Origin of the sequence: Colwellia sp. BRX8-7, assembly GCF_014077275.1 — a bacterium.
Lineage (GTDB): Bacteria > Pseudomonadota > Gammaproteobacteria > Enterobacterales > Alteromonadaceae > Colwellia_A.
In genome coordinates this window covers 124,876-145,623 of record NZ_JACGVP010000011.1, presented here as the reverse complement: position 1 = coordinate 145,623, position 20,748 = coordinate 124,876, and the positions used below count along the sequence as shown (strand labels likewise).

Annotated in this window: 18 protein-coding genes; 12 read left to right on the top strand and 6 right to left on the bottom strand. The window is 38.3% G+C overall.

All coding sequences use genetic code 11. From position 1 onward, the window contains the following. Window positions 1-267 precede the first annotated feature (267 nt). The 5 genes from aroQ to H4J57_RS12445 all read left to right on the top strand — a co-directional run bounded on the left by aroQ (window position 268) and on the right by H4J57_RS12445 (window position 3,139). Window positions 268-723 (top strand): type II 3-dehydroquinate dehydratase, encoded by a 456-nt coding sequence (aroQ, locus tag H4J57_RS12465; RefSeq protein ID WP_182214659.1) that lies wholly within the window; start codon window positions 268-270, stop codon window positions 721-723. 79 nt (window positions 724-802) lie between these two features. Further along, window positions 803-1,240: an acetyl-CoA carboxylase biotin carboxyl carrier protein gene (gene accB / locus H4J57_RS12460; protein WP_182214661.1), complete on the top strand. Its 438-nt coding sequence runs from the start codon at window positions 803-805 to the stop codon at window positions 1,238-1,240. A gap of 31 nt (window positions 1,241-1,271) precedes the next feature. After that, window positions 1,272-2,618, top strand: a complete 1,347-nt coding sequence (accC, locus tag H4J57_RS12455; RefSeq protein WP_070374912.1) for an acetyl-CoA carboxylase biotin carboxylase subunit — start codon at window positions 1,272-1,274, stop codon at window positions 2,616-2,618. A gap of 137 nt (window positions 2,619-2,755) precedes the next feature. Continuing rightward, a complete protein-coding gene (locus H4J57_RS12450) occupies window positions 2,756-2,953 on the top strand; it encodes an oxidoreductase-like domain-containing protein (RefSeq protein WP_182214663.1) in 198 nt (65 codons plus the stop codon). Window positions 2,954-2,983: 30 nt separating this feature from the next. Then, window positions 2,984-3,139 (top strand): oxidoreductase-like domain-containing protein, encoded by a 156-nt coding sequence (locus tag H4J57_RS12445; protein WP_182243128.1) that lies wholly within the window; start codon window positions 2,984-2,986, stop codon window positions 3,137-3,139. A gap of 2 nt (window positions 3,140-3,141) precedes the next feature. Here the strand turns inward: H4J57_RS12445 and elbB are convergent, their stop codons facing one another. From elbB to H4J57_RS12430, 3 genes are read right to left on the bottom strand one after another with little or no spacing between them, the layout of a single operon-like run. Then, window positions 3,142-3,795 (bottom strand): isoprenoid biosynthesis glyoxalase ElbB, encoded by a 654-nt coding sequence (gene elbB, locus H4J57_RS12440; protein WP_182243126.1) that lies wholly within the window; start codon window positions 3,793-3,795, stop codon window positions 3,142-3,144. Window position 3,796: 1 nt separating this feature from the next. Further along, the gene (locus H4J57_RS12435; protein ID WP_182243124.1) at window positions 3,797-4,999 is read right to left on the bottom strand and encodes a multidrug effflux MFS transporter; all 1,203 of its coding nucleotides are present in this window, start codon (window positions 4,997-4,999) and stop codon (window positions 3,797-3,799) included. Next, window positions 4,996-6,444 (bottom strand): PLP-dependent aminotransferase family protein, encoded by a 1,449-nt coding sequence (locus H4J57_RS12430; protein WP_182221204.1) that lies wholly within the window; start codon window positions 6,442-6,444, stop codon window positions 4,996-4,998. Before H4J57_RS12430 ends, H4J57_RS12435 begins: the two co-directional genes overlap by 4 nt. A gap of 197 nt (window positions 6,445-6,641) precedes the next feature. Here H4J57_RS12430 and H4J57_RS12425 point away from each other — a divergent pair, with 197 nt between their 5' ends. The 3 genes from H4J57_RS12425 (at window position 6,642) to H4J57_RS12415 (ending at window position 9,776) form a co-directional block, all read left to right on the top strand. Then, the gene (locus H4J57_RS12425) at window positions 6,642-7,538 is read left to right on the top strand and encodes a DMT family transporter (protein ID WP_182214669.1); all 897 of its coding nucleotides are present in this window, start codon (window positions 6,642-6,644) and stop codon (window positions 7,536-7,538) included. Window positions 7,539-7,755: 217 nt separating this feature from the next. After that, window positions 7,756-8,517, top strand: a complete 762-nt coding sequence (locus H4J57_RS12420) for an ABC transporter substrate-binding protein (RefSeq protein ID WP_182243122.1) — start codon at window positions 7,756-7,758, stop codon at window positions 8,515-8,517. A gap of 149 nt (window positions 8,518-8,666) precedes the next feature. Continuing rightward, entirely contained in the window at window positions 8,667-9,776 is a 1,110-nt protein-coding gene (locus H4J57_RS12415; RefSeq protein ID WP_220470308.1) for a M28 family metallopeptidase, read from the top strand. 68 nt (window positions 9,777-9,844) lie between these two features. Here the strand turns inward: H4J57_RS12415 and H4J57_RS12410 are convergent, their stop codons facing one another. Next, a complete protein-coding gene (locus H4J57_RS12410; RefSeq protein WP_182243120.1) occupies window positions 9,845-12,277 on the bottom strand; it encodes a zinc-dependent metalloprotease in 2,433 nt (810 codons plus the stop codon). 222 nt (window positions 12,278-12,499) lie between these two features. On the opposite strand from H4J57_RS12410, the gene H4J57_RS12405 reads away from it, so the two are divergent. From H4J57_RS12405 to H4J57_RS12390, 4 genes are all read left to right on the top strand, one after another. Then, window positions 12,500-13,468 (top strand): class 1 fructose-bisphosphatase, encoded by a 969-nt coding sequence (locus tag H4J57_RS12405; protein WP_182243118.1) that lies wholly within the window; start codon window positions 12,500-12,502, stop codon window positions 13,466-13,468. Between the two features lie 304 nt (window positions 13,469-13,772). Further along, the gene (gene chrA, locus H4J57_RS12400; RefSeq protein WP_182243116.1) at window positions 13,773-14,963 is read left to right on the top strand and encodes a chromate efflux transporter; all 1,191 of its coding nucleotides are present in this window, start codon (window positions 13,773-13,775) and stop codon (window positions 14,961-14,963) included. Window positions 14,964-15,116: 153 nt separating this feature from the next. Beyond that, the gene (locus tag H4J57_RS12395) at window positions 15,117-16,037 is read left to right on the top strand and encodes a manganese-dependent inorganic pyrophosphatase (protein ID WP_182176428.1); all 921 of its coding nucleotides are present in this window, start codon (window positions 15,117-15,119) and stop codon (window positions 16,035-16,037) included. A gap of 2 nt (window positions 16,038-16,039) precedes the next feature. Further along, window positions 16,040-16,579, top strand: coding sequence for a GNAT family N-acetyltransferase (locus H4J57_RS12390; protein WP_182214677.1), 540 nt, complete (start codon window positions 16,040-16,042; stop codon window positions 16,577-16,579). A gap of 438 nt (window positions 16,580-17,017) precedes the next feature. Here H4J57_RS12390 and fadA read toward each other — a convergent pair whose 3' ends face one another. Together fadA and fadB are read right to left on the bottom strand one after the other, a co-directional pair. Then, the gene (fadA, locus tag H4J57_RS12385) at window positions 17,018-18,181 is read right to left on the bottom strand and encodes an acetyl-CoA C-acyltransferase FadA (protein ID WP_070374925.1); all 1,164 of its coding nucleotides are present in this window, start codon (window positions 18,179-18,181) and stop codon (window positions 17,018-17,020) included. 15 nt (window positions 18,182-18,196) lie between these two features. Then, complete coding sequence (gene fadB / locus H4J57_RS12380) at window positions 18,197-20,365, bottom strand: fatty acid oxidation complex subunit alpha FadB (protein ID WP_182214679.1); 2,169 nt, start codon at window positions 20,363-20,365, stop codon at window positions 18,197-18,199. Window positions 20,366-20,748: the final 383 nt, after the last annotated feature.

Here is a 20,748-nt window from a genome sequence, read left to right as displayed (position 1 = left end):
AACCGCTAAACCAATGAATTGATTACTAAATATAGATAATAATATTGTAGTAAATTTTTCCTAAAATACAAAACTTTATTGTCAACTTATTGATAAAAAGTTAACAACAACAGATCAGACCAGTATTTTGCTGCTATATTCTGCGAAAACACTATAATAATCGCTTAACAGCAGAAATGCTCGATTTTGTTATTAGCTGTTCCATCACTCTAGCTTTTATGTGATGATATTTGTAATATTTGCTATTTAATAGGTTTTTCTCAGAAAATGACTACAAAGTTTAAAGTTTTAGTGATAAATGGCCCTAACTTAAATATGTTAGGGAAACGCGAGCCTGAAATTTATGGCGCGCAATCATTAACCGATATTATTGACGATTTAACATTGCAAGCTATACCACTGAGAATTGAATTAAGTCATTTGCAATCAAATGCTGAACACCTACTAATAGAAAAAATACATCAAGCTCATAATGAAATAGACTTTATTGTCATTAATCCTGCCGCATTTACCCATACTAGTATAGCGATACGTGACGCACTCCTTTCTGTGGACATTCCATATATTGAAGTTCATCTTTCAAATGTCCATGCTAGAGAGTCGTTTAGACATCATTCGTATCTATCAGACAAAGCTATTGGTGTTATTTGCGGCTTAGGTGCCGATGGTTATAAATATGCGTTAGCGTCGGCTTATACTTGGTTGACTGACCATAAAAGTTAATGAAAAAACAACAGAGAGTGGCTTAACTTTAGCGGCTCTATTTACAACATAAATTACACATTGATAAAAAGGTATTCAAATGGATATTCGTAAAATAAAAAAATTAATTGAATTAGTACAAGAATCAGGGATTAACGAATTAGAAATTTCTGAAGGTGAAGAATCAGTACGTATTTGTCGTGGCGGTACTATGGTACAAGCTGCTCCAATGATGCACTCTGCTCCTGCTGCTGCACCTATTGCCGCACCTGTAGTCACTGAAACGGCACCTGCTGTTATTTCAGGTCACGTTGTTCGTTCGCCAATGGTTGGTACTTTCTACGCTTCTGCATCACCTGATTCACCTGCATTTGTCGAAGTAGGTAAACATGTCAATGCTGGTGATACTTTATGTATTCTTGAGGCAATGAAAATGATGAACCAAATTGAAGCTGATAAGTCTGGTGTTATAAAAGAAATTCTAGCGGGCAATGAAGACGCGATAGAATTTGACCAGCCGCTATTCATCATTGAATAATCCTATAGATATCAAACAAAAGGATCATTCCATGTTAGATAAAGTTGTTATCGCCAATCGAGGCGAAATTGCACTAAGAATATTACGTGCATGTAAAGAACTCGGTATAAAAACTGTTGCAGTACACTCTACGGCTGACAGAAACTTAAAACATGTTTTATTAGCCGATGAAACTATCTGTATTGGCAAAGCGCCAGCGCCTGACAGCTACCTTAATATTCCTGCCATAATAACGGCAGCTGAAGTCACTAACGCAGTAGCAATACATCCTGGCTATGGTTTTCTAGCTGAGAATGCTGATTTTGCAGAACAGGTTGAAAAGTCAGGCTTTGCCTTTATCGGTCCAAAAGCTGAAAGCATCCGTATTATGGGTGATAAAGTTGCGGCAATTAAAGCAATGAAAATAGCGGGTGTTCCTTGTGTTCCAGGGTCAGATGGCCCGCTTAATGATGATGAAGCGGCCAATAAAGCTCATGCTAAACGTATTGGCTACCCAATTATCGTCAAAGCGGCTGGCGGCGGCGGTGGTCGTGGTATGCGTGTTGTGCGCAGCGAAGAAGATTTAGTCGACGCGATTGCATTAACCAAAAGAGAAGCCGGTACTATTTTCAAAAATGATATGGTTTACATGGAAAAATTCCTTGAAAATCCTCGTCATGTTGAAATTCAAATAATGGCTGATGGTCAAGGTGCTGCAATTCACTTAGGTGAGCGTGATTGTTCTATGCAGCGTCGTCATCAAAAAGTGGTAGAAGAAGCTCCCGCACCAGGTATTACTCCAGAAATGCGCGCCAAAATTGGTGAGCGTTGTTGTAAAGCTTGTATTGATATTAATTATCGTGGCGCCGGCACTTTTGAATTTTTATACGAAAACGGTGAATTCTACTTTATTGAAATGAATACCCGTATTCAAGTTGAGCATCCAGTTACTGAAATGATCACCGGTGTTGATTTGATCAAAGAGCAATTACGTGTTGCTGCTGGTCAACCATTATCTTATACCCAAGATGATATTAAAATCGCTGGCCATTCAATTGAATGTCGTATCAATGCTGAAGACCCTCGTACTTTTGTTCCTTCACCGGGCAAAATCACTCGTTTCCATCCTCCAGGAGGATTGGGTGTTCGTTGGGATTCTCATATCTACGCTGAGTATACGGTACCGCCAAATTATGACTCTATGATCGGCAAACTGATCACTTGGGGTGATAACAGAGATGTTGCAATCGCACGTATGCGCAATGCCTTAGCCGAATTAGTGATTGATGGTATTAAAACCAACATTGCCTTACATCAAAATATTTTAAATGATAAAGGTTTTGTTAATGGCGGTGCCAACATCCATTATCTAGAAAAGAAATTAGCTGAAGCTGAATAAGTTTCTACAAATTTAACAATCAAGCCCTGCATCGCAGGGCTTTTTTATATCAGGGATAACAGTATTAAACGTTTACATAAAAATGAAATTCCTACCCCCAAATAGCAATGATGTCGTGTTACCATAGATAACAATATATGGCTTATACTTTACTCATTGAATTTAAAAATATGACTGAATTACTTGAAAAACCTTTACCACCTGCCGATGGTGAATGTTGTGACAGCGCATGTACACCATGTGTTTGGGACAATTTCTATGCAAAGCGTAAAGAATGGCGCCTGCAACAAGTCGCACTAAAAGAAAAACAAGCCCAAGACAACGAGTCAAATTAAGACTAAGCGACTTTCTAAGCGATACTGTGTATGACTGAATTACTTAAAGAACCTTCCCTTCCCGCCGACGATGACTGTTGCGGCGGCGGCGCTTGTTGCCCTTGTGTATGGGACCACTACTATAGCGAATACGAAAAGTGGCGTTTACAACAAGCCGAATTACAAACTGATGCCAAAGCTGAGTAATATTAGCTGAGTAAAATCACTTTTTTCACTAATTTGTTAATACCACTGGCTGCCTCAACAAGTGATGTCGCTAGCATGTAGGCCGGTGTTGAAACAAGTTTTCGTTTTCCGTCAACAACAATATCGCCCACTTCACAATCAACGTGTGCTAAACCACGCTTTATTAACGACTCTGCGATATCACGGTCTTTACCAATCGTTGCTTGAACATCCTCACCGTAAATAAGGGGGATCATTGCCGGAGCAATACACATAAAGCCAAGCGGTTTGTCCGCTTTAATAAAGCGTTGAGCAGCAACAAGTACTTCAGCATTTATTTGATAGTTTTCTGCATCAAGCGCGAAGCCACAGAGGTTCTTTGCTGCGCCAAAGCCACCAGGGAAAATTAGCGCATCAAATTCTTCATGATAGAGCTCAGTAATGTCTTCAATGTCACCACGGGCAATGCGCGCAGATTCAACCAAAACATTACGTGTTTCATCTTCACTAACCGCGCCAGTTAAATGGTTAATCACATGATGTTGATTAATGTTTGGCGCAAAACAACGATAGCTTGCTCCTTGCTGTTCAATCGCTAATAACGTTAAAACACTTTCATGTATTTCACTGCCGTCATAAACGCCACAGCCAGATAAAATAATCGCTATTTTTTTCATGTTAATCCTTTATTCCTATATTCTTTGTCATATTAGGTAACTGACATAATAAAACAACTATTATCGAGCACCACATCAATAATGCAAACGGTAAAGCACTACCATCATAAAAATACGCTAATATTGGTCCTGCTAATGCGCCAATGCCAAAGCGAAGAGTACCTATTACCGCACTAGCTGTACCTGATTCCCGGGTAAATTCTTGCATAATAAGTGCATCAGCATTGACCGCTATCATCGATAAGCTGCCCATCAACGGCAATACCGCAACTGCCGTGTACATTAATGGTAGCTGCAAAAAGTTTACCACCACCAACAATGAAGAAAAACATAACGCAACGATTAAACCATAGGTCAACATTTTAAATGACCCTTTACGACTAACTAAGCGGGTATTAATAAAATGGGCGGTCATTAACGCCAACACATTAACGGCAAATAGTAGGCTAAATTCAAATTCCGAGACCTTAAAAACCGTTAGATAGACAAAAGGGATCGCGGTAATGTAAGCAAAAAAAGCTAATGAAATAACCATAGACGTAACAATATTTAGTTGTGACTTTTTATTAGATAAGACAATTTTATAGCGTTGCAGAAAACTAACCGGTGCTAAATTTTTCTCACGCTTTACTTCAGGTAAAAATCGATATACTAAGAGTAAAATAATAAAGCTGTAGGCCGCTAAACTTAAAAATATAAGCTGCCAACTATGCAGCAGTAACACTGAGCCAATAGCGGGTGCTATCATAGGCGCTATCATCATAATCATAGATACATAAGAAAACCCTTTGGCGGTATCTTTGCCATATCGCTCTTTTATTGTTCCCGGCACAACAACCGTTGCCGCACTACTAATAAATGCCTGAAAAAATCGTAAGGATAAAAACTGTTCAATACTCGTGACAAACGTTATCGCTATACTCATCACGATAAAACCTGAGATACCGAGCATCACTAATTTTCTTCTGCTGTGTTTATCCGCTTGTGGGCCAAAAAATAACAGACCTAAAGCATAGCCTAGTAAATATATACTCAGGCTATTTTGTACCATTGGCATATCAGTTGACAAATGCTCCGCCAGTATTGGCATTGCCGGCAAATACATGTCGATTGCCAATGGTGAGATAGCAATAATGGCTGCTAATAAGGGTAATAATAATTTTAGTGAAAGCTCTGTTTGTTCACTAACTTTTAGGTTTCTCATGATTTTTCCGGATAGTCGTAAACAAGTTTGCCAAGGTCAGCAATCGCTTTGTCAATTTTTTCACACCATTTCACCCCATAGCTAATGCGCATAAAATTTTTATATTGCCCGGTTGGGGAAAAAATTTCACCGGGAGCAAAACTCACCCCTTTAGCAATAGCCTGAGTAAAAAATTGGCTAGTATCAACATGAGAACGGCAACGTATCCATAAGACACTGCCACCTTGTGGCTGTGAAATGCAGACTTCTTTTGGAAAATGACTAGCGATTAAGGCGCGCATCCGCTCGCAGTTATAACGTAAGGTTTTTCTTAACACTTGTAAGTGACGATCATATTCACCACTCATCAAATAATCAGTTAATGTCCATTGCTGTAACATCGGTGTTGAGCAAGACTGGGCGCGTTTAATACGCTTTGCTGCTTCTTCATATCTGCCCGGTAATAGCCAACCGACACGATAACCTGGTGCAGCGGTCTTTGAAAAAGATGAGCAGGTTAGCACTAGGCCTTTTTTGGAGTAAAGCTGCGCAGGTACTGGTCTATCTTTGCTGAAATATAAGTCACTGTAAACTTCATCTTCGATAAGTGGAATATCATGTTTTTCTAATAAACTGACCATATTCTGGCGCTGTTGATTAGTCATCATAGAGCCAAGTGGGTTAGAGATAGCGGTAGAAAACAAACACGCTTTTACCGGATGTTGCTCAATAACTTTAGCCAGTTCTTCAACACAAATCCCCTCTTCAGTGCAGGTATAAACTTCCAGAGCTTTCATACCCAAACTTTCAATTAATTCAATCAAACCAAAGAAACACGGTGATTCTACAGCGATAATATCACCACGTTCTGCGACACACTGTAAGGCAATTGATAGTGCTTCTTGGGCACCACTAGTGATAATTATATCGTCATGATTAATGGCTACGCCTTGCTCATGATAACGAAAAGCAAGGTTTAAACGCAGTTTTGGATCACCATTTACCGGTCCGTAACTAACCGCTTTTTCAGCATTCTTACTCAATACCGAACGCATTAATCGTGCTAAGGCTTTATCTGGTGGGTGTGCATTGACCGGGTTAGAAATACCCAATGCGACAGTATCGGGTAAATGAACAGCTTCATAAACTTGTTCTATTATGCTTCGACATGAGATTTCAACGGGCTGACAACTTGCCCATAATGACCGCATAGGTTTTAAGGTTCGTGCTTGCTTAGCTTTTAAATAATAGCCTGATTGTGGCCTTGCAGAAATACTACCCTGACGCTCTAGTTCAATATACGCTTGTTTAACTGTCGGTATACTTATCTCAAATTGTCTACTGAGTTTACGTAGGCTAGGTAGTTTGTCTCCCGCTCTTATTGCACCACTTTTTTCTTGGTCTTCAACAAAGTCAATGACTTGCTGATATAAAAATTCTGAAGAAGATTTATCTAAAAGTCGCATTTTATTTCACCTCAACAAAAACTGTATAGGTTACATTTTATATTTTTTGTATCTGTTACACAACAGAACTATCTATAAACTAGTGTTTTAGAAATAAGTCGACCTTAAGAAATAGTACTTCATATAAGAAATGCTGTTACAGTGATTTAGTCAAAATTAATTGAGAAGATTGCGCTTAAATTTTTCAGGAAAGAATAATGAACAACACACTATTATATGTGATCACCGTACTTATCTGGGGAACAACTTGGATCGCCATTAATTATCAATTAGGTGATGTTCCCGCCGAAGCATCTATTGTTTATCGTTTTGGCTTAGCAGCACTTCTGCTATTTGCTTATTGTCGTTTTAAAAAGCTCTCACTTGCCTTTAACAAAAAACAGCACCTACAATTTTTGTTCTTTGGTTTGATGTTATTTGGCTGTAATTACTATTTTTTATATTCAGCTCAACAGCATATAAATTCTGCGCTTGCCTCAATCGCTTTTTCAATGATTATGTTTTTCAATGTGGTCAATGCCCGCATTTGGTTTAACACTAAAATTACTCAACAAACTTATCTAGGCGCTTTTCTAGGTTTAACCGGCATTGTGGTTTTATTCTGGCCACAAATTAACGATACCGAGTTAGGCGCAGAAACATTACTAGGTTTATCACTTTGCTTCGTTGGAACATTGTTCGCATCAACGGGCAATATGGTCTCAATGAAAAATAAACTTATGAATTTACCTATGATGCAAGCCAATGCTTGGGGTATGTTTTATGGCTCAATATTTATGACTATATTGCTATTAATACAAGGAAAATCATTTAGTTTTTCATATACCTTACCCTATATTAGTTCGCTGATTTACCTATCGGTTTTCGGTTCTATTATTGCATTTGCCAGTTACTTAACACTTTTAAATAACATCGGAGCCCATAAGGCCTCATATGCAAGCGTGATGTTCCCTGCTGTTGCCGTCGTTATCTCAACGATATTTGAAGGTTTTAGCTGGAATATTTATACTGTCATTGGCTTATTAATTATTGTCGCCGGGAATATTGTTGTGTTAACTAAACCAAAAAAGAAAAATATAATAATAACACCATAAAAGCATCCTACTTTTAAATATATTTATGTTAAATCAGCTTGTTAATCAAAAATGACTTTACCAAGTAATTTATAGGTAATAACATAAGCAGCGTATAAAAACGCTAAGTGACGCTGTTATTTTAATAAAAACCGAGTTAAAATAAAGGCATAATTTTATTGAGATGCTACTCTTTTTAGAGTGATTAATTTTTATAAAATCATTAATTAGGGGCAAGATGTTAAATAACTCATGGGGTCAATTGTTAATACTAGCGCTATCGTTACTTTTGACGACGAGTGCTGCTTGCCAAAAAATAAATAATAATCATTATTTACCCATAGTAACGTTAAAGTTTGACCCTTCTGGCTCAAATGCTTGGTATCCCTATTATATTAATACTGGTGAAAAACGTGGCATTGTCGTTGACGCCGTAGCCATAATACTCGCCACTGCCAATATAAGTGGTAAGGAAATAATTTTACCGCCAAAACGCACCAATTTATCATTGAAAAATGGTCTCGTTGATTTTGATTTAATTAATCCTGATTGGTTATCTAAAGAGCAACAGTCTGACGACTATGTCTTTAGCGATAGCGTGATCCCAATTAAAGAGCATATTATCTATTTGGCCGGTACCGTTATTCCTGAAAACTTAGGGGAAGATCAACAATTAACCGACCAAGATATAGGTACCGTTCGAGGTTACTATTATCACAATGATAATTTATTTAATCGCCTAGATTACCCTTCAGAAAAAGAGTTAATAAAAGCACTTTTTAGAAAAAGGATCTCCTTTGCTATTAGTGGTGATAAACCAGCACAATATTGGGCAAAAATATTATCAGTACCCATTATTTTAGGCCCCGTCCATTCTGATGGTTACTTAAAAATTAGACTAAGAAAAGAGCTAAAATATCTTTTACCCCAAATCAATGATGCCATTCAACGATTAAAAATAAATGGTAGTCTCGAAAGTATTATAAAAGCTTATATATAATGCTCATCGACTTAATTTTATAACTAAGTACTTTATAAGGTTAGTTGTTGCGCATTTATTATCGCGCGTAGTTGTTAATAACAAGTGACTCCATTATCCTATTACCTTAAAATAATCCGCTTTATCTCGTCTTAAAATTTAAGGGTAATATGAAATATTTCCATCGCTCAGTGCTACCTTGTTTGCTTTCTAGCTCTTTATTGCTCGTAACATCTTGCTCGTTATCAAGCGAACAAGCCAAAACAGATAACAATGAAACTGCTGCTTATACCTATCTTAAAGAACTTGTTTCACCCACCGAAGGTATAGGTGCTCGCGAAGCTGGAACGATAAAAGAACAGCAAACAGCCCGCTATATTAAAACTAAATTTGAAAAGTTTGGTTATCGAGTTACCGAGCAAAACTTTTCCTATAACAGTAGAAAAATGGTCGGTGAATCAAAGAACATTATTGCTGAATTTGGTGACGTAACAAAGCCAACCATCATACTTGGCGCACATTATGATTCAACGGCAATGAAAACGGGGTCAATGGGCGCCACAGATAACGGCGCAGGTGTTGCGGCAATGTTAGCGATAGCCCAAGCATTGACCACAAAAATGCCAAATAATTATAGTATTCGCTTTATTGCCTTTGGCGCAGAAGAAATTGGTTTGCAAGGTTCAAACTATTACGTCAACGACTTATTAACCCATAACAAATTAGATAATATCGCAGCGATGATTAATTTTGACACCATAGCAGGTGGCGATAAGGTTTATGTACATAGTGCGCATACACAAGCTTATGATAATTGTAAAAATGAAACTTATAACAGCGACACTTTTATGCGAAATGCCTTACTCAAGGCATCAATTAAGGTGTTAGGCGAACAAAACAAGTATGTTATTCATCCTGACTATGAAGGCTATCCTGAAGGTGTAACTGGCTCTTGGTCTGATCATGCTAGTTTTGCCTGTGCTGGTATTCCTATTGCGTATGTAGAATCAACCAACTTTTCAATTAATGGCCAGAATGGCTTTGATGGTTACTCTCAATCAACCGCAAAAAAATTGTGGACTTGTTATGATAAAAAGAATTCAACAGCTTGTGATAATAAAGCTGAGAAAAATTGGGGAAATATTTGGCATACTCAATTTGACCGTTTAGATAAACTTGATGAAATATTTCCGGGACGTGTTAAGCAGCAGCTTAATAATAATGTTGAGGTGCTAATTGAATTATTAGCTAATCCTGATAAATATTTACCGTCAAAGTAAAAAATAAAAATAATATTTTAAAGGTGTGGGCGGTTTTATTAAGACTCAAGCCACCCACACTTCAATAATTAACTACCAATAGGTGAACCCGGCGGCATAGTGATACTAGCAGCAGGATGAACAAGTTTTCCTTGCTCAAGACTATGGGTAATCTGCGCTGCTAACAACATAAACTGAGCAGCTAAGCGCTTGTACTTTTTAGAGTCATAATTATCATTTAACCATTCATTTATATTAAGTAAAGCCATATAAACTTCTGCACGCACCTCTGTTACTAAATTTTTGTTATGCCAAAGTGCTAATAAATGCTCAATAACTTGTTGATTGACCCGCTGTTGAACCAACAAAGCCAAGCTCTTTTCAGCCGGTACTTTAATTGACTGTTCTATTAAAGCGTTAATCAATTCTTGCACACTCAAAATACGCTTATCCATTACTGACTGTTGCTGTAAACGTGCTAAACGTTGTTCATTTAAAAGCAAAGACACCGTGTGTTTAGCACTAGCCTGCGCAGCAGAAACCGGATCAAAAGTAAGCCCCGTATTACCAGCAAAACTTTCGCGATTACGATAATAACCATAAGCTTTTGGTGGAATGAGTTTCACTATGTGTTCTGGCAAGGTTAATATTTTTGTATCTAGAGTGGCTAATAAAACCTGCAGCGCTTTTCGCTGCTGTTTACCTGAGACTACCTCCAATGGCTTTAGAACATTTTCTTCTCGCAGTTGATAGCGATAGTCTATACCTGAAATTAATTTTGCTGCGGCGGTAACTTGAAAACGATGAAAATTATAGATGGGCACCAAAACCTCTTCAATTTCTGACAAAGGTCGCCCTAGAGGAATACTATTTAAACCAAAGTCTGTTAGCGCTTTTTCACGTATTTTTAAGACTCTATTAAGCTCATCGGCGGCATCTACTCCGTTGTCCCACAAATGTGCGCGACTATGTGCACTCGAAGAAGAGCGCGCATCTGAGTCTGACATATACAGCAAATCTGCTTGTTGCGCGCTTGCTATAACTTTCGCTAAGTACTCGGCTTCTTTATCAGCCGTTATATCAGCATAACCATAAGCAATAACTGATTTGTCCCAGCGACCAAGATCTGTAGCGTAGGCATTTGATAAATCAATTTCACCATTTTTCAAGGTAATTAACGGGTGAGGATAATCCATTACTGAAGCGCGATTATTAGCACTTGCGGCAAAATTATGCGCGATACCTAAAGTGTGCCCAACTTCATGAGCCGACAATTGACGAATGCGTGCTAAAGCCATTTCTTTCATTGGTGAAGTGTCTGTTATAGATGACTTAAAAGGAGATGTTAAGCCCAAAGCAATGAGATAATCTTGACGAACACGTAGAGAGCCCAATGTTACATGCCCCTTTAATATTTCTCCTGTTCTTGGGTCTATCACTGATGAACCATAAGACCAACCTCTTGTCGCTCGATGTACCCATTGAATAACGTTATAACGAACATCCATAGGGTCTGCATCGGCTGGTAACATTTTTACCTGAAAAGCATTTTTATAACCGATGGCTGAAAATGCTTGGTCCCACCAACGAGCGCCATCAAGTAAAGCACTTTTTATAGGTTCAGGTACGCCGGCATCTAAATAATAGATAATAGGTTCAATTGCTTCGCTGACCTCAAGATTTCTATCTTTTTTGTTTAAGCGGTGACGTGGAATATTACGCTGAATTAACGGTTGGTCGATAGCACTGGCGTAATCGGCATAACTATTTGACCAAAAGCCACTGTAAGGATGAAAAGTACGTGCTTGGTATTTGTCGTCAGGTAATTTAATCAACGAATGATGTAAGTTCACCGTAACAGCTGTTGAGTCTGGCGTTACTGAGCGTAAGTATTTACCTGCATCGGTTCCTTGGTAAGTCACTGTTGCTTCAAGCTCAGTATTATTAGGAAAGGCCTTGGTGCGTTTTATATAGATACCACTTCGGCTTTCATCAATTTTGAAGTTACCTTGTTGACGTTGTTTAAGTTTACTTGATAATTGATGAATATCAGATAAAAGAAAGGGTGTATAATCAATTAATACTTTTTTACCGTCCTTACTTTCTTTGGCAACTTTAAACCCCCAAATAATAGAGCTGGCAAATGCCTCGCTAACGGCTTTTTTTTCTAAGTTGTTTTCAGTATCCGCTCGATAATAAGTATTAAGTTGGCGGAGAAAGACCTTCTCTCCTACTTTTTCAAAGCGTACTAGACGGGTATCACCTAACTGGCCTCTATCAAGTCCAATATCATTAGAACCCACTCCTTGAGGTAAACCGCTTTGAAATAAAAAGTCTTGTTCAAATTGCTGGATCTCTAAATAAACATTGCCCTTTTTTTTATCATGAAAAAAAGAAAAATAGCCTTGCTGGTGATCTTTATCTTTAACAAAGTCATTATAACTAAGAATTTCTTCGCTGAGCGCGGCTATTGAAAAGGTACTACAAATAAATATTAAAAAGACACCTAGCGTCAGTTTCATCGTTTTTCCCTATTTGATTTTTGGTTCTATAAATATATATTCAAGTCATTCCATTATTTTTGTTATCATTAGCCTTACAGGTGAGGTGATAGCTTTCATCGTCACCTCTAATCGTAAAATAATGTAATATGTAGCTGCTATTATTATTTTACGACATTAAATAACCAACAATTTTATGACTCAATTTTTAAGAGTCTTACTCTAAATCAATTAGGTAACCCGATGCAACGACTAGCACCAGCTTTACGTCAAGATAATGTTCCACTCGATTTAATTTCGCTGATCAAAACGATTTTAGCGGCAACTAAAGAAATTTCATTTCGTGTTAGCCAAGGTCACTTAAGTGATTTGATGGGTTCAACTTTGGATGAAAATATTCAAGGTGAAGTTCAGAAAGAATTAGATGTTGTTGCAAATGAATTACTTAAAGATATTTTATTAGAGTCTGGCTTTGTTAAAGCGATTTCTTCTGAAGAAGAAGATAGCTCTGTTGCAGGTGAAAAAAATGGCAAGTATCTGGTTTCTTTCGATCCACTTGATGGCAGCTCTAATATCGAAATCAACTCATTAATTGGCACAATTTTCTCTATTCATCAAGCACCAAGTGATATGGATGCTAGTGATCCAGACATGTTTAAGCAAGCGGGTAACAAACAACTTTGTGCGGGTTATGTCTTATATGGTCCGTCAACTATGTTGGTAATGACTACGGGTAGCGGTACCCATTTTTATGTACTTGACCGTACTCATGGTGGTTTTTTATTAGTTGAACGTAATGTTCAAGTGCCTGCGGACACACAAGAATTTGCTGTTAACATGTCAAATCAACGTTTTTGGCAAGCGCCTATGCAGAATTACATCAGTGATTTACTTGCAGGTGATACCGGCCCTCGTGGCAAAAATTTCAACATGCGTTGGATTGCCGCTATGGTTGGTGACATTCATCGTGTATTAACACGTGGTGGTATTTTTACTTATCCACAAGACAGTAAAAACCCGCAACAACCACACAAGCTACGCTTAATGTATGAAGCGAATCCAATGAGTTTTCTCATTGAACAAGCCGGTGGACTGGCAATGACCAGTGAAGGACGCATTATGGATATGGAGCCGAACAGCATTCATCAGCGTGTCGAAGTAATTATGGGCTCGAAAAATGAAGTAGAAGCGTGTCTAGCTTATTACAAATAATCGAAAATTAGCATGTATCAAGGTGTATAAGTCCAATTAACAGGTTTCTAAAAACAAAGATGAAGCGTGTCTAGCTTATTACAAATAATCGAAAATTAGCATGTATCAACGTGTATAAGTCCAATTAACAGGTTTCTAAAAACAAAGATGAAGCCTGTTTAGCTTATTACATGTCACTAACACTTTTCTTATGTCGGTAAAAAAGCTCCATTCATTGAGCTTTTTTACTGTTAAATTTAATATTCCCTTCATAGTTTTACGATATAATAGTTAATATAATTGACTGGCTTTTAACGACATTTTTATGAAAAAACTATTTGAAGTATTTTGGCGTTTTCTTTTTTTAGGTTGTATCAGTTTTGGTGGACCTGCCGCACATATTGGCTATTTCCAAAAAACATTTGTCGATAAACTAAAGTGGTTAGATCAAACAAGTTATGCAAATTTAATCTCGTTAAGCCAATTTTTACCGGGTCCTGGCTCTAGTCAATTAGGTTTTGCTATTGGATTGAGACAAGCTGGACTGCCTGGCGGCATTGCCGCATTTATCGGTTTTACCTTACCGTCATTTATTCTTATCTATTTACTCGCCACTAATATTAGCGGTGCTGAACAACCTTGGGTTTTTCATGTTATAAGTGGTTTGAAATTACTGGCTGTGGTTGTAGTGGCTGACGCTTGCTTAACTATGTATAAAAGTTTCTGTAATAATTACACCCACAGACTTATTGCGGTTATAACCGTGATTGCTTTAATCACTTTACCGAGTTTAACGATGCAAATTTTCATACTGACTATCGCAGCAAGCTTTGGTTTTTTTGTTAATCCATCGTTAAAATCAGTTACCACTGAAGTCACCCAGCCTTCAGCTCTAACCTCAAGACAGTTTAAAATACTGCCATTGATGTTGTTCTTAATTACCCTCTTTGCTTTACCACTAGCAACCGTAGTTGGAGCACCGATTAACACAGCCGATATCATGGTCTTATTCAATCAATTCTTTCAAGCGGGCAGTATGGTTTTTGGTGGCGGACACGTTGTCTTGCCACTATTACAACAAACAATTGGTGAAGCGTTATCTAACGATGTTTTTCTTACCGGTTATGCCGCAGCGCAGGCAGTTCCTGGCCCAATGTTTACCCTAGCGACTTTTCTGGGTGCAGAGCTATTTCCACAAGCCCCTTTAATAGGAGCGACAGTCGCAACCTTAGCAATATTTTTACCTGGATTTTTATTGGTACTCACCTTTGAAAGTACTTGGCAATCATTAGCAACAAAGCCCAAAGTCGCCGGTGCGATTATGGCGGTAAATGCCGCTGTGGTTGGCCTATTATTTTCTGCGCTTTATCACCCTATTTTTACTAGTGCTGTTAGTTCACTATTTGACTTATTTTCTGTGCTTATTGGTTTTTATTTATTACGGATAGTCAAACTGCCTATTATTGTTTTAGTGGTGACATTTGTTGGAGTTGGTTTATTAACGCAATTCTACTAAGTCGGTTATCGCAGAGTAATAAGCGCCTTAGTGCTATTGATATGATTTAGTGCCGATAATGTGAGCTTTAACTTTTCACCGCCATGGTTTATTTGCTAAAATATCGCCAATTTAAAATATAGCCTCAATATAAACGCTAATACGAGAAAACTTATGCCTAATTACGCTGTTGGACACAAAACACCTGATTCAGATTCAATCTGTTCAGCTATCGCCCTTTCCTATTTAAAAACCACGCTAGGTGAAGAAACCGTCCCAGCCCGTTTAGGGGAGCTTTCACCAGAAACTTTATTTATTTTAGACAAGTTTGGTTTTGAGCAACCTGAATTAAAAACAAGTTTTGCTGGCGAAGGTATCTATATTGTTGACCATTCCGACCGTATTCAAGGACCCGATGATATCGATGAAGCAACAATATTAGGTATTATTGATCATCATAAATTAGGCGATATTACTACCTCTACCCCATTAGAAATTTGGGTTCGTCCTGTTGGCTGTACCAATACCATCATTAAAATGATGTACGATTTCTATGATGTAGAAATTCCAAAAAATATTGCTGGTGCAATGATGTGCGCTATTTTGTCTGATACGGTTATTTTTAAATCACCCACCTGTACCACTGCTGATATAAAATGTGTTGAAGCATTAGCTGAAATTGCAGGCATTAGCGACGCAAAAGCCTTGGGTATGGAAATGTTTGAGGTGAAATCTGCCGTATTAGGTACGCCTATACGTGACCTAGTTTTACGTGATTTTAAAGACTTTAACATGCATGGCAACTTAGTGGGTATCGGTCAGTTGGAAGTACTTGACCTCGCCATCTTTGATGATATGAAGCTTGAATTATTTGCTGACATTGCAAAATTAAAAGCCGAAGGTAGCCGACACACGGTTTTATTATTACTGACAGACATTATGAAAGAAGGCTCTGAAATGTTAGTTATTAGCGACAATGCTGATTTAACAGAAAAAGCTTATGGCAAACCACTTGTTGACGGTAAAGTATGGTTAGACGGCGTATTGAGTCGTAAAAAACAAGTTGTTCCACCTCTCCAAGATTCGTTAGCTTAAAAATGAAAATCAATAACTCTGCACGACTAAGCTACAAATTAATGTCTGCTGACGATGCAGAGTTATTGTATCAACTTGACCAAGACCCAGAAGTGATGCGTTTTATCAGTGATGGTAATCCGTCGTCTCGCGAGACCATTACAAATGTGTTATTGCCTCGTATGCAAAAATACCTAAGTCCAACTAAAGGTTGGGGATTGTGGCAAGTTAATATCACTGAAACTGATCAATATATTGGCTGGGTGCTTGTGCGGCCGATGAATTTTTTCTCTGCCTTACCTGAGTTTAATAACCTAGAGCTCGGTTGGCGATTTTTTCAAACATCATGGGGCAAAGGTTTTGCCAGTGAAGCGGCTCAACATATTAAAAATGCTTTAGCCATGAATCCTGAATACGAAAAATTTAGCGCCATTGCCGACGAAAACAATCTAGCTTCAATAGGTGTAATGAAAAAAATAGGTATGTCATATCTTAAAACATATCTTCATGTTGACCCATTATTTGAATGTACCGTCGCTTACTATCAGCTTCAAAATACCTAACGGTTAATGTTCTACATTAGCAGTCACCGAGCTTATGTCTTTTCCTGAAAGGGTATTTTTAAATAGCCTGTTCTTACTCGAATAAACCTGAGTATATTCTGTTGATTTATCTGATAATTTTTATATGCTAATACCTTAGCTAAAGGCATAATTTTAATGGGTTGATCATCATAAAACCGATAACAACGACTATACGTTGAGATATCTAACTCAACTTTAATCGTTTCTGACCAAGTATGGTCCCGTTAATTCGTTAATATTGTAAGCAATCGTCCCCCATCATTTTCTGTATCTTCCCTTTATAATCAATTAATTTATGCACTGAGTAATTAGCACAGATAAAGTACGATTTTGTCGAGATCCTCTTCAAAACAGCGATAAAAAAACTCACCGAAGTGAGTTTTTTTTATCTTGATAATATGCCGTTAAATTTTACAATTAAACGCGTTCAATTACCGTTGCAATACCTTGTCCTAAACCGATACACATAGTCGCTAAACCTATGCTGACGTCTTGACCTTCCATTAGGTTCAATAAAGTACCCGTGATACGCGAGCCAGAACACCCTAATGGATGACCTAAGGCGATAGCGCCACCGTTTAAGTTAATCATATCTTCAGCACGGTCTTCTAAGCCTAGAGATTTAACACACGATAAGGCTTGCGCCGCAAAGGCTTCGTTAAATTCAGCTAGTTCGATATCAGCTAAAGATAAACCTGCACGTTTCAATGCTTTTTTCGTTGCTGGAACAGGACCAAAGCCCATAGTAGACGGATCACAACCTGCAACAGCCATACCACGAATACGCGCACGAGGGGTTAAACCAAGCTCTTTTGCACGATCAGCTGACATCACTAACATTGCTGATGCACCATCAGACAAAGCTGAAGAAGTACCGGCTGTTACTGTACCGTTAACTGGATCAAACACTGGGCGTAAACCGGCAAGCGTTTCAATCGTTGTTTCAGGACGAATAACTTCATCATGTTCAACTAAGGTTAACGCGCCCATTGCATCGTGTCCTTGAGTGGCAACAATTTCATTGTCCCAACGACCAGCAAGTTGTGCTTCATAAGCTTTTCTGTGTGAACGTGCCGCAAAAGCGTCTTGTTGTTCACGGGTAATACCGAACTGCTTACCGAGTAACTCAGCGGTTAAACCCATATTGCCAGCCGCACGAGAAATATATTTACTCAAGGCCGGATCAAAGTCTACATCATACATCATAGGAACATGTCCCATGTGCTCAACACCACCAACGATGAATACATCACCTTGGCCACACATGATGTTAGTTGTTGCATCATGCAAAGCTTGCATTGATGAACCACATAAACGGTTAACTGTTACCGCGCCAACTGTTTTTGGAATGTCTGTTAACAACTGTGCATTACGCGCAATGTTAAAACCTTGCTCTTTAGTTTGCTTAACGTTGCCCCAGATAATGTCTTCAATTAATGAAGGATCTAAATTAGGGTTACGCACTAATAGTTGCTGCATTAAATGCGCTGATAAACCTTCAGCACGAACGTTACGAAAAACGCCAGCTCTAGAGCGTCCCATTGGTGTACGAATACAATCTACAATGACTACTTCTTTCATGTTCTTCTCCTTAGCTTATGCTGTTTTTACGTCGGTGTTGAAATAAGATTTACCTGATTTAGCCATTTCGCGTAATCCATCAGTTACCTGATAAATTTCACCTAAATGCGCATACTTATCAGCCATGGCAATAAAGTTAGTTAAACCTAACGTTTCTAAATAACGAATTGCACCACCTCTAAACGGTGGAAAACCAATACCGTAAATTAAGCCCATATCAGCTTCAGCGGCAGTATCAACAACACCTTCTTCTAAACAACGCACCACTTCATTGACCATAGGGATCATTAAGCGAGCAATAATGTCTTCACTACTAAATTCTTTTTTGTCTGCACAGGTACTTTCAAACAATGCGTAAGCATCAGCTGAAGCTACTTTTGTTGGACGACCACGCTTGTCTTGACCGTAATCATAAAAGCCTTTGCCATTTTTCTGACCAAGACGTTTATTACTGTATAGAGTGCTTACTGGGTCATTATCAATTTTTGCCATACGCGTTGGGAAGCCAGATGACATAACACCCGTACAATGATCAGCGGTATCAACACCCACCACATCAAGTAAGTATGCTGGGCCCATTGGCCAACCAAATTGTTTTTCCATGATTTTATCAACAGCAGCAAAATCAACACCTTCAAGCATTAATTGGCTAAAGCCAGCAAAGTATGGGAATAAAACACGGTTAATATAAAAGCCAGGACAATCGTTAACAACAATCGGTGATTTACCCATTTTAGCCGCGTAAGCAACAACAGCCGCAACGGTTTCTTCAGAAGTTGCTTTACCACGAATAACTTCAACCAATGGCATTTTGTTTACCGGGTTAAAGAAATGCATACCACAGAAGTTTTCTGGACGTTTTACACTTTGCGCTAACAAATCGATAGAAATCGTTGAGGTGTTAGAGGTTAAAATGGCATCTTCAGAAAGAAAGCTTTCTACTTCAGCAAGGACCATACCTTTTACTTTAGGGTTTTCGACTACCGCTTCAACCACGATATCAACATCTTTAACACTATCGTAGCTAAGGGTTGGTGTGATGTTATTTAACACGCCAGCCATAGTCTTAATATTCATACGACCGCGTTCAACTTGCTTGGTTAAAATGCCAGCAGCAGTATTTAAGCCTAAATCAAGTGCTGCATCATTAATGTCTTTCATAATGATTGGCGTGCCTTTATAAGCAGACTGATAAGCAATACCACCGCCCATAATACCCGCGCCTAAGACAGCGGCTTTATTCACTTGTTTAGTCGCCATTTTAGCGGCTTTTTTTGCTTTGCCTTTAACTACTTGATCTGCCATAAACAAACCAATTTGCGCCGTAGCCGCATCAGTTTTAGCAAGCTTAGCAAAGTTTGTATTCTCAATAAGCATGGCTTCTGTTCTACCGAGTAAAGCAGCAGCTTCGATAGTTTTTACCATCATCATAGGTGCAGGGTAATGTTTACCGGCTTTAGCGGCAATCATACCTTTACAGGTATTAAAGGTCATAATTGATTCAACAGGGCTAAGCTTTAACGCTTCAAGTTTCTGTTGACGTTTAGCTTGCCAATTTAACTTACCAGACATTGCTTGTTTAAGCATGTTAATAGCGGCTTCGCGTAAATGCTCTGGCGCAACGACCGCGTCAAGTAAACCAACAGCCATTGCTTGTTCAGGCTTAAACGCTTTACCCGTAGACATCCACTCAACAGCATTATCAGCGCCAATAATTCTTGGTAAGCGCACTGTGCCACCGAAACCAGGAATCAGGCCTAATTTAACTTCAGGTAAACCTATCGAACATGTTGTATCAGCAATACGGTAGTCACAAGCTAAGCTCATTTCACAACCACCCCCTAAAGCAAAACCATTAAGTGCAACAATTGTTGGTAGCTTAATGTCTTCAAATGAATCAAAAACGTCTGAGCCGCCTTTGATCCAAGGGATAAGTTCCGCTTCAGGAAGTTTGAACATTGTTAAAAATTCAGTGATGTCTGCACCAACAATAAAGTTAGATTTTCCAGACGTTACAAGTACGCCTTTAGCATCTGCACAATTGTTAATAGCAGCAACCACTTCGATATATTCTTTAAAAGTTTGCTGATCAAACTTATTCACTGAGCCTTGTGCATCGAATTTAAATTCAACAATGCCGTCATTCAGTAATTCGGCAGAAAGGTTTTGACCTTGAAATAACATGCCTAGTTTCCTCGTTTAGTGGGATAAAAATAGGGTCTGAACTCAATTAAATGATAATTTAACTGATCAGTTTTTATAATAATAGACGATTGAGTGTGCCTTGAAAGAAAAATAAATGCAAATTTTTTAAACAGGTGTTTTAATTAGGTGTATTAATCTATGGTTTTTTAACTAAGACAGAAAGAATAGCTCGCGGTATAAGCCGATTAATAGGGCCTAAAAGACGATAGACACAAGAGACTAAGATTAATCCTAAAAGCCCGTGCTAGATAAATAAATCGATAAACTAAATTTAACATTCGCCGCTAGCACTCTCGACTAAAAAGCGGCGATAACCTTCAGATAAAAATAAAGAGCAAAGCGTCATCAAATACTAATGACGC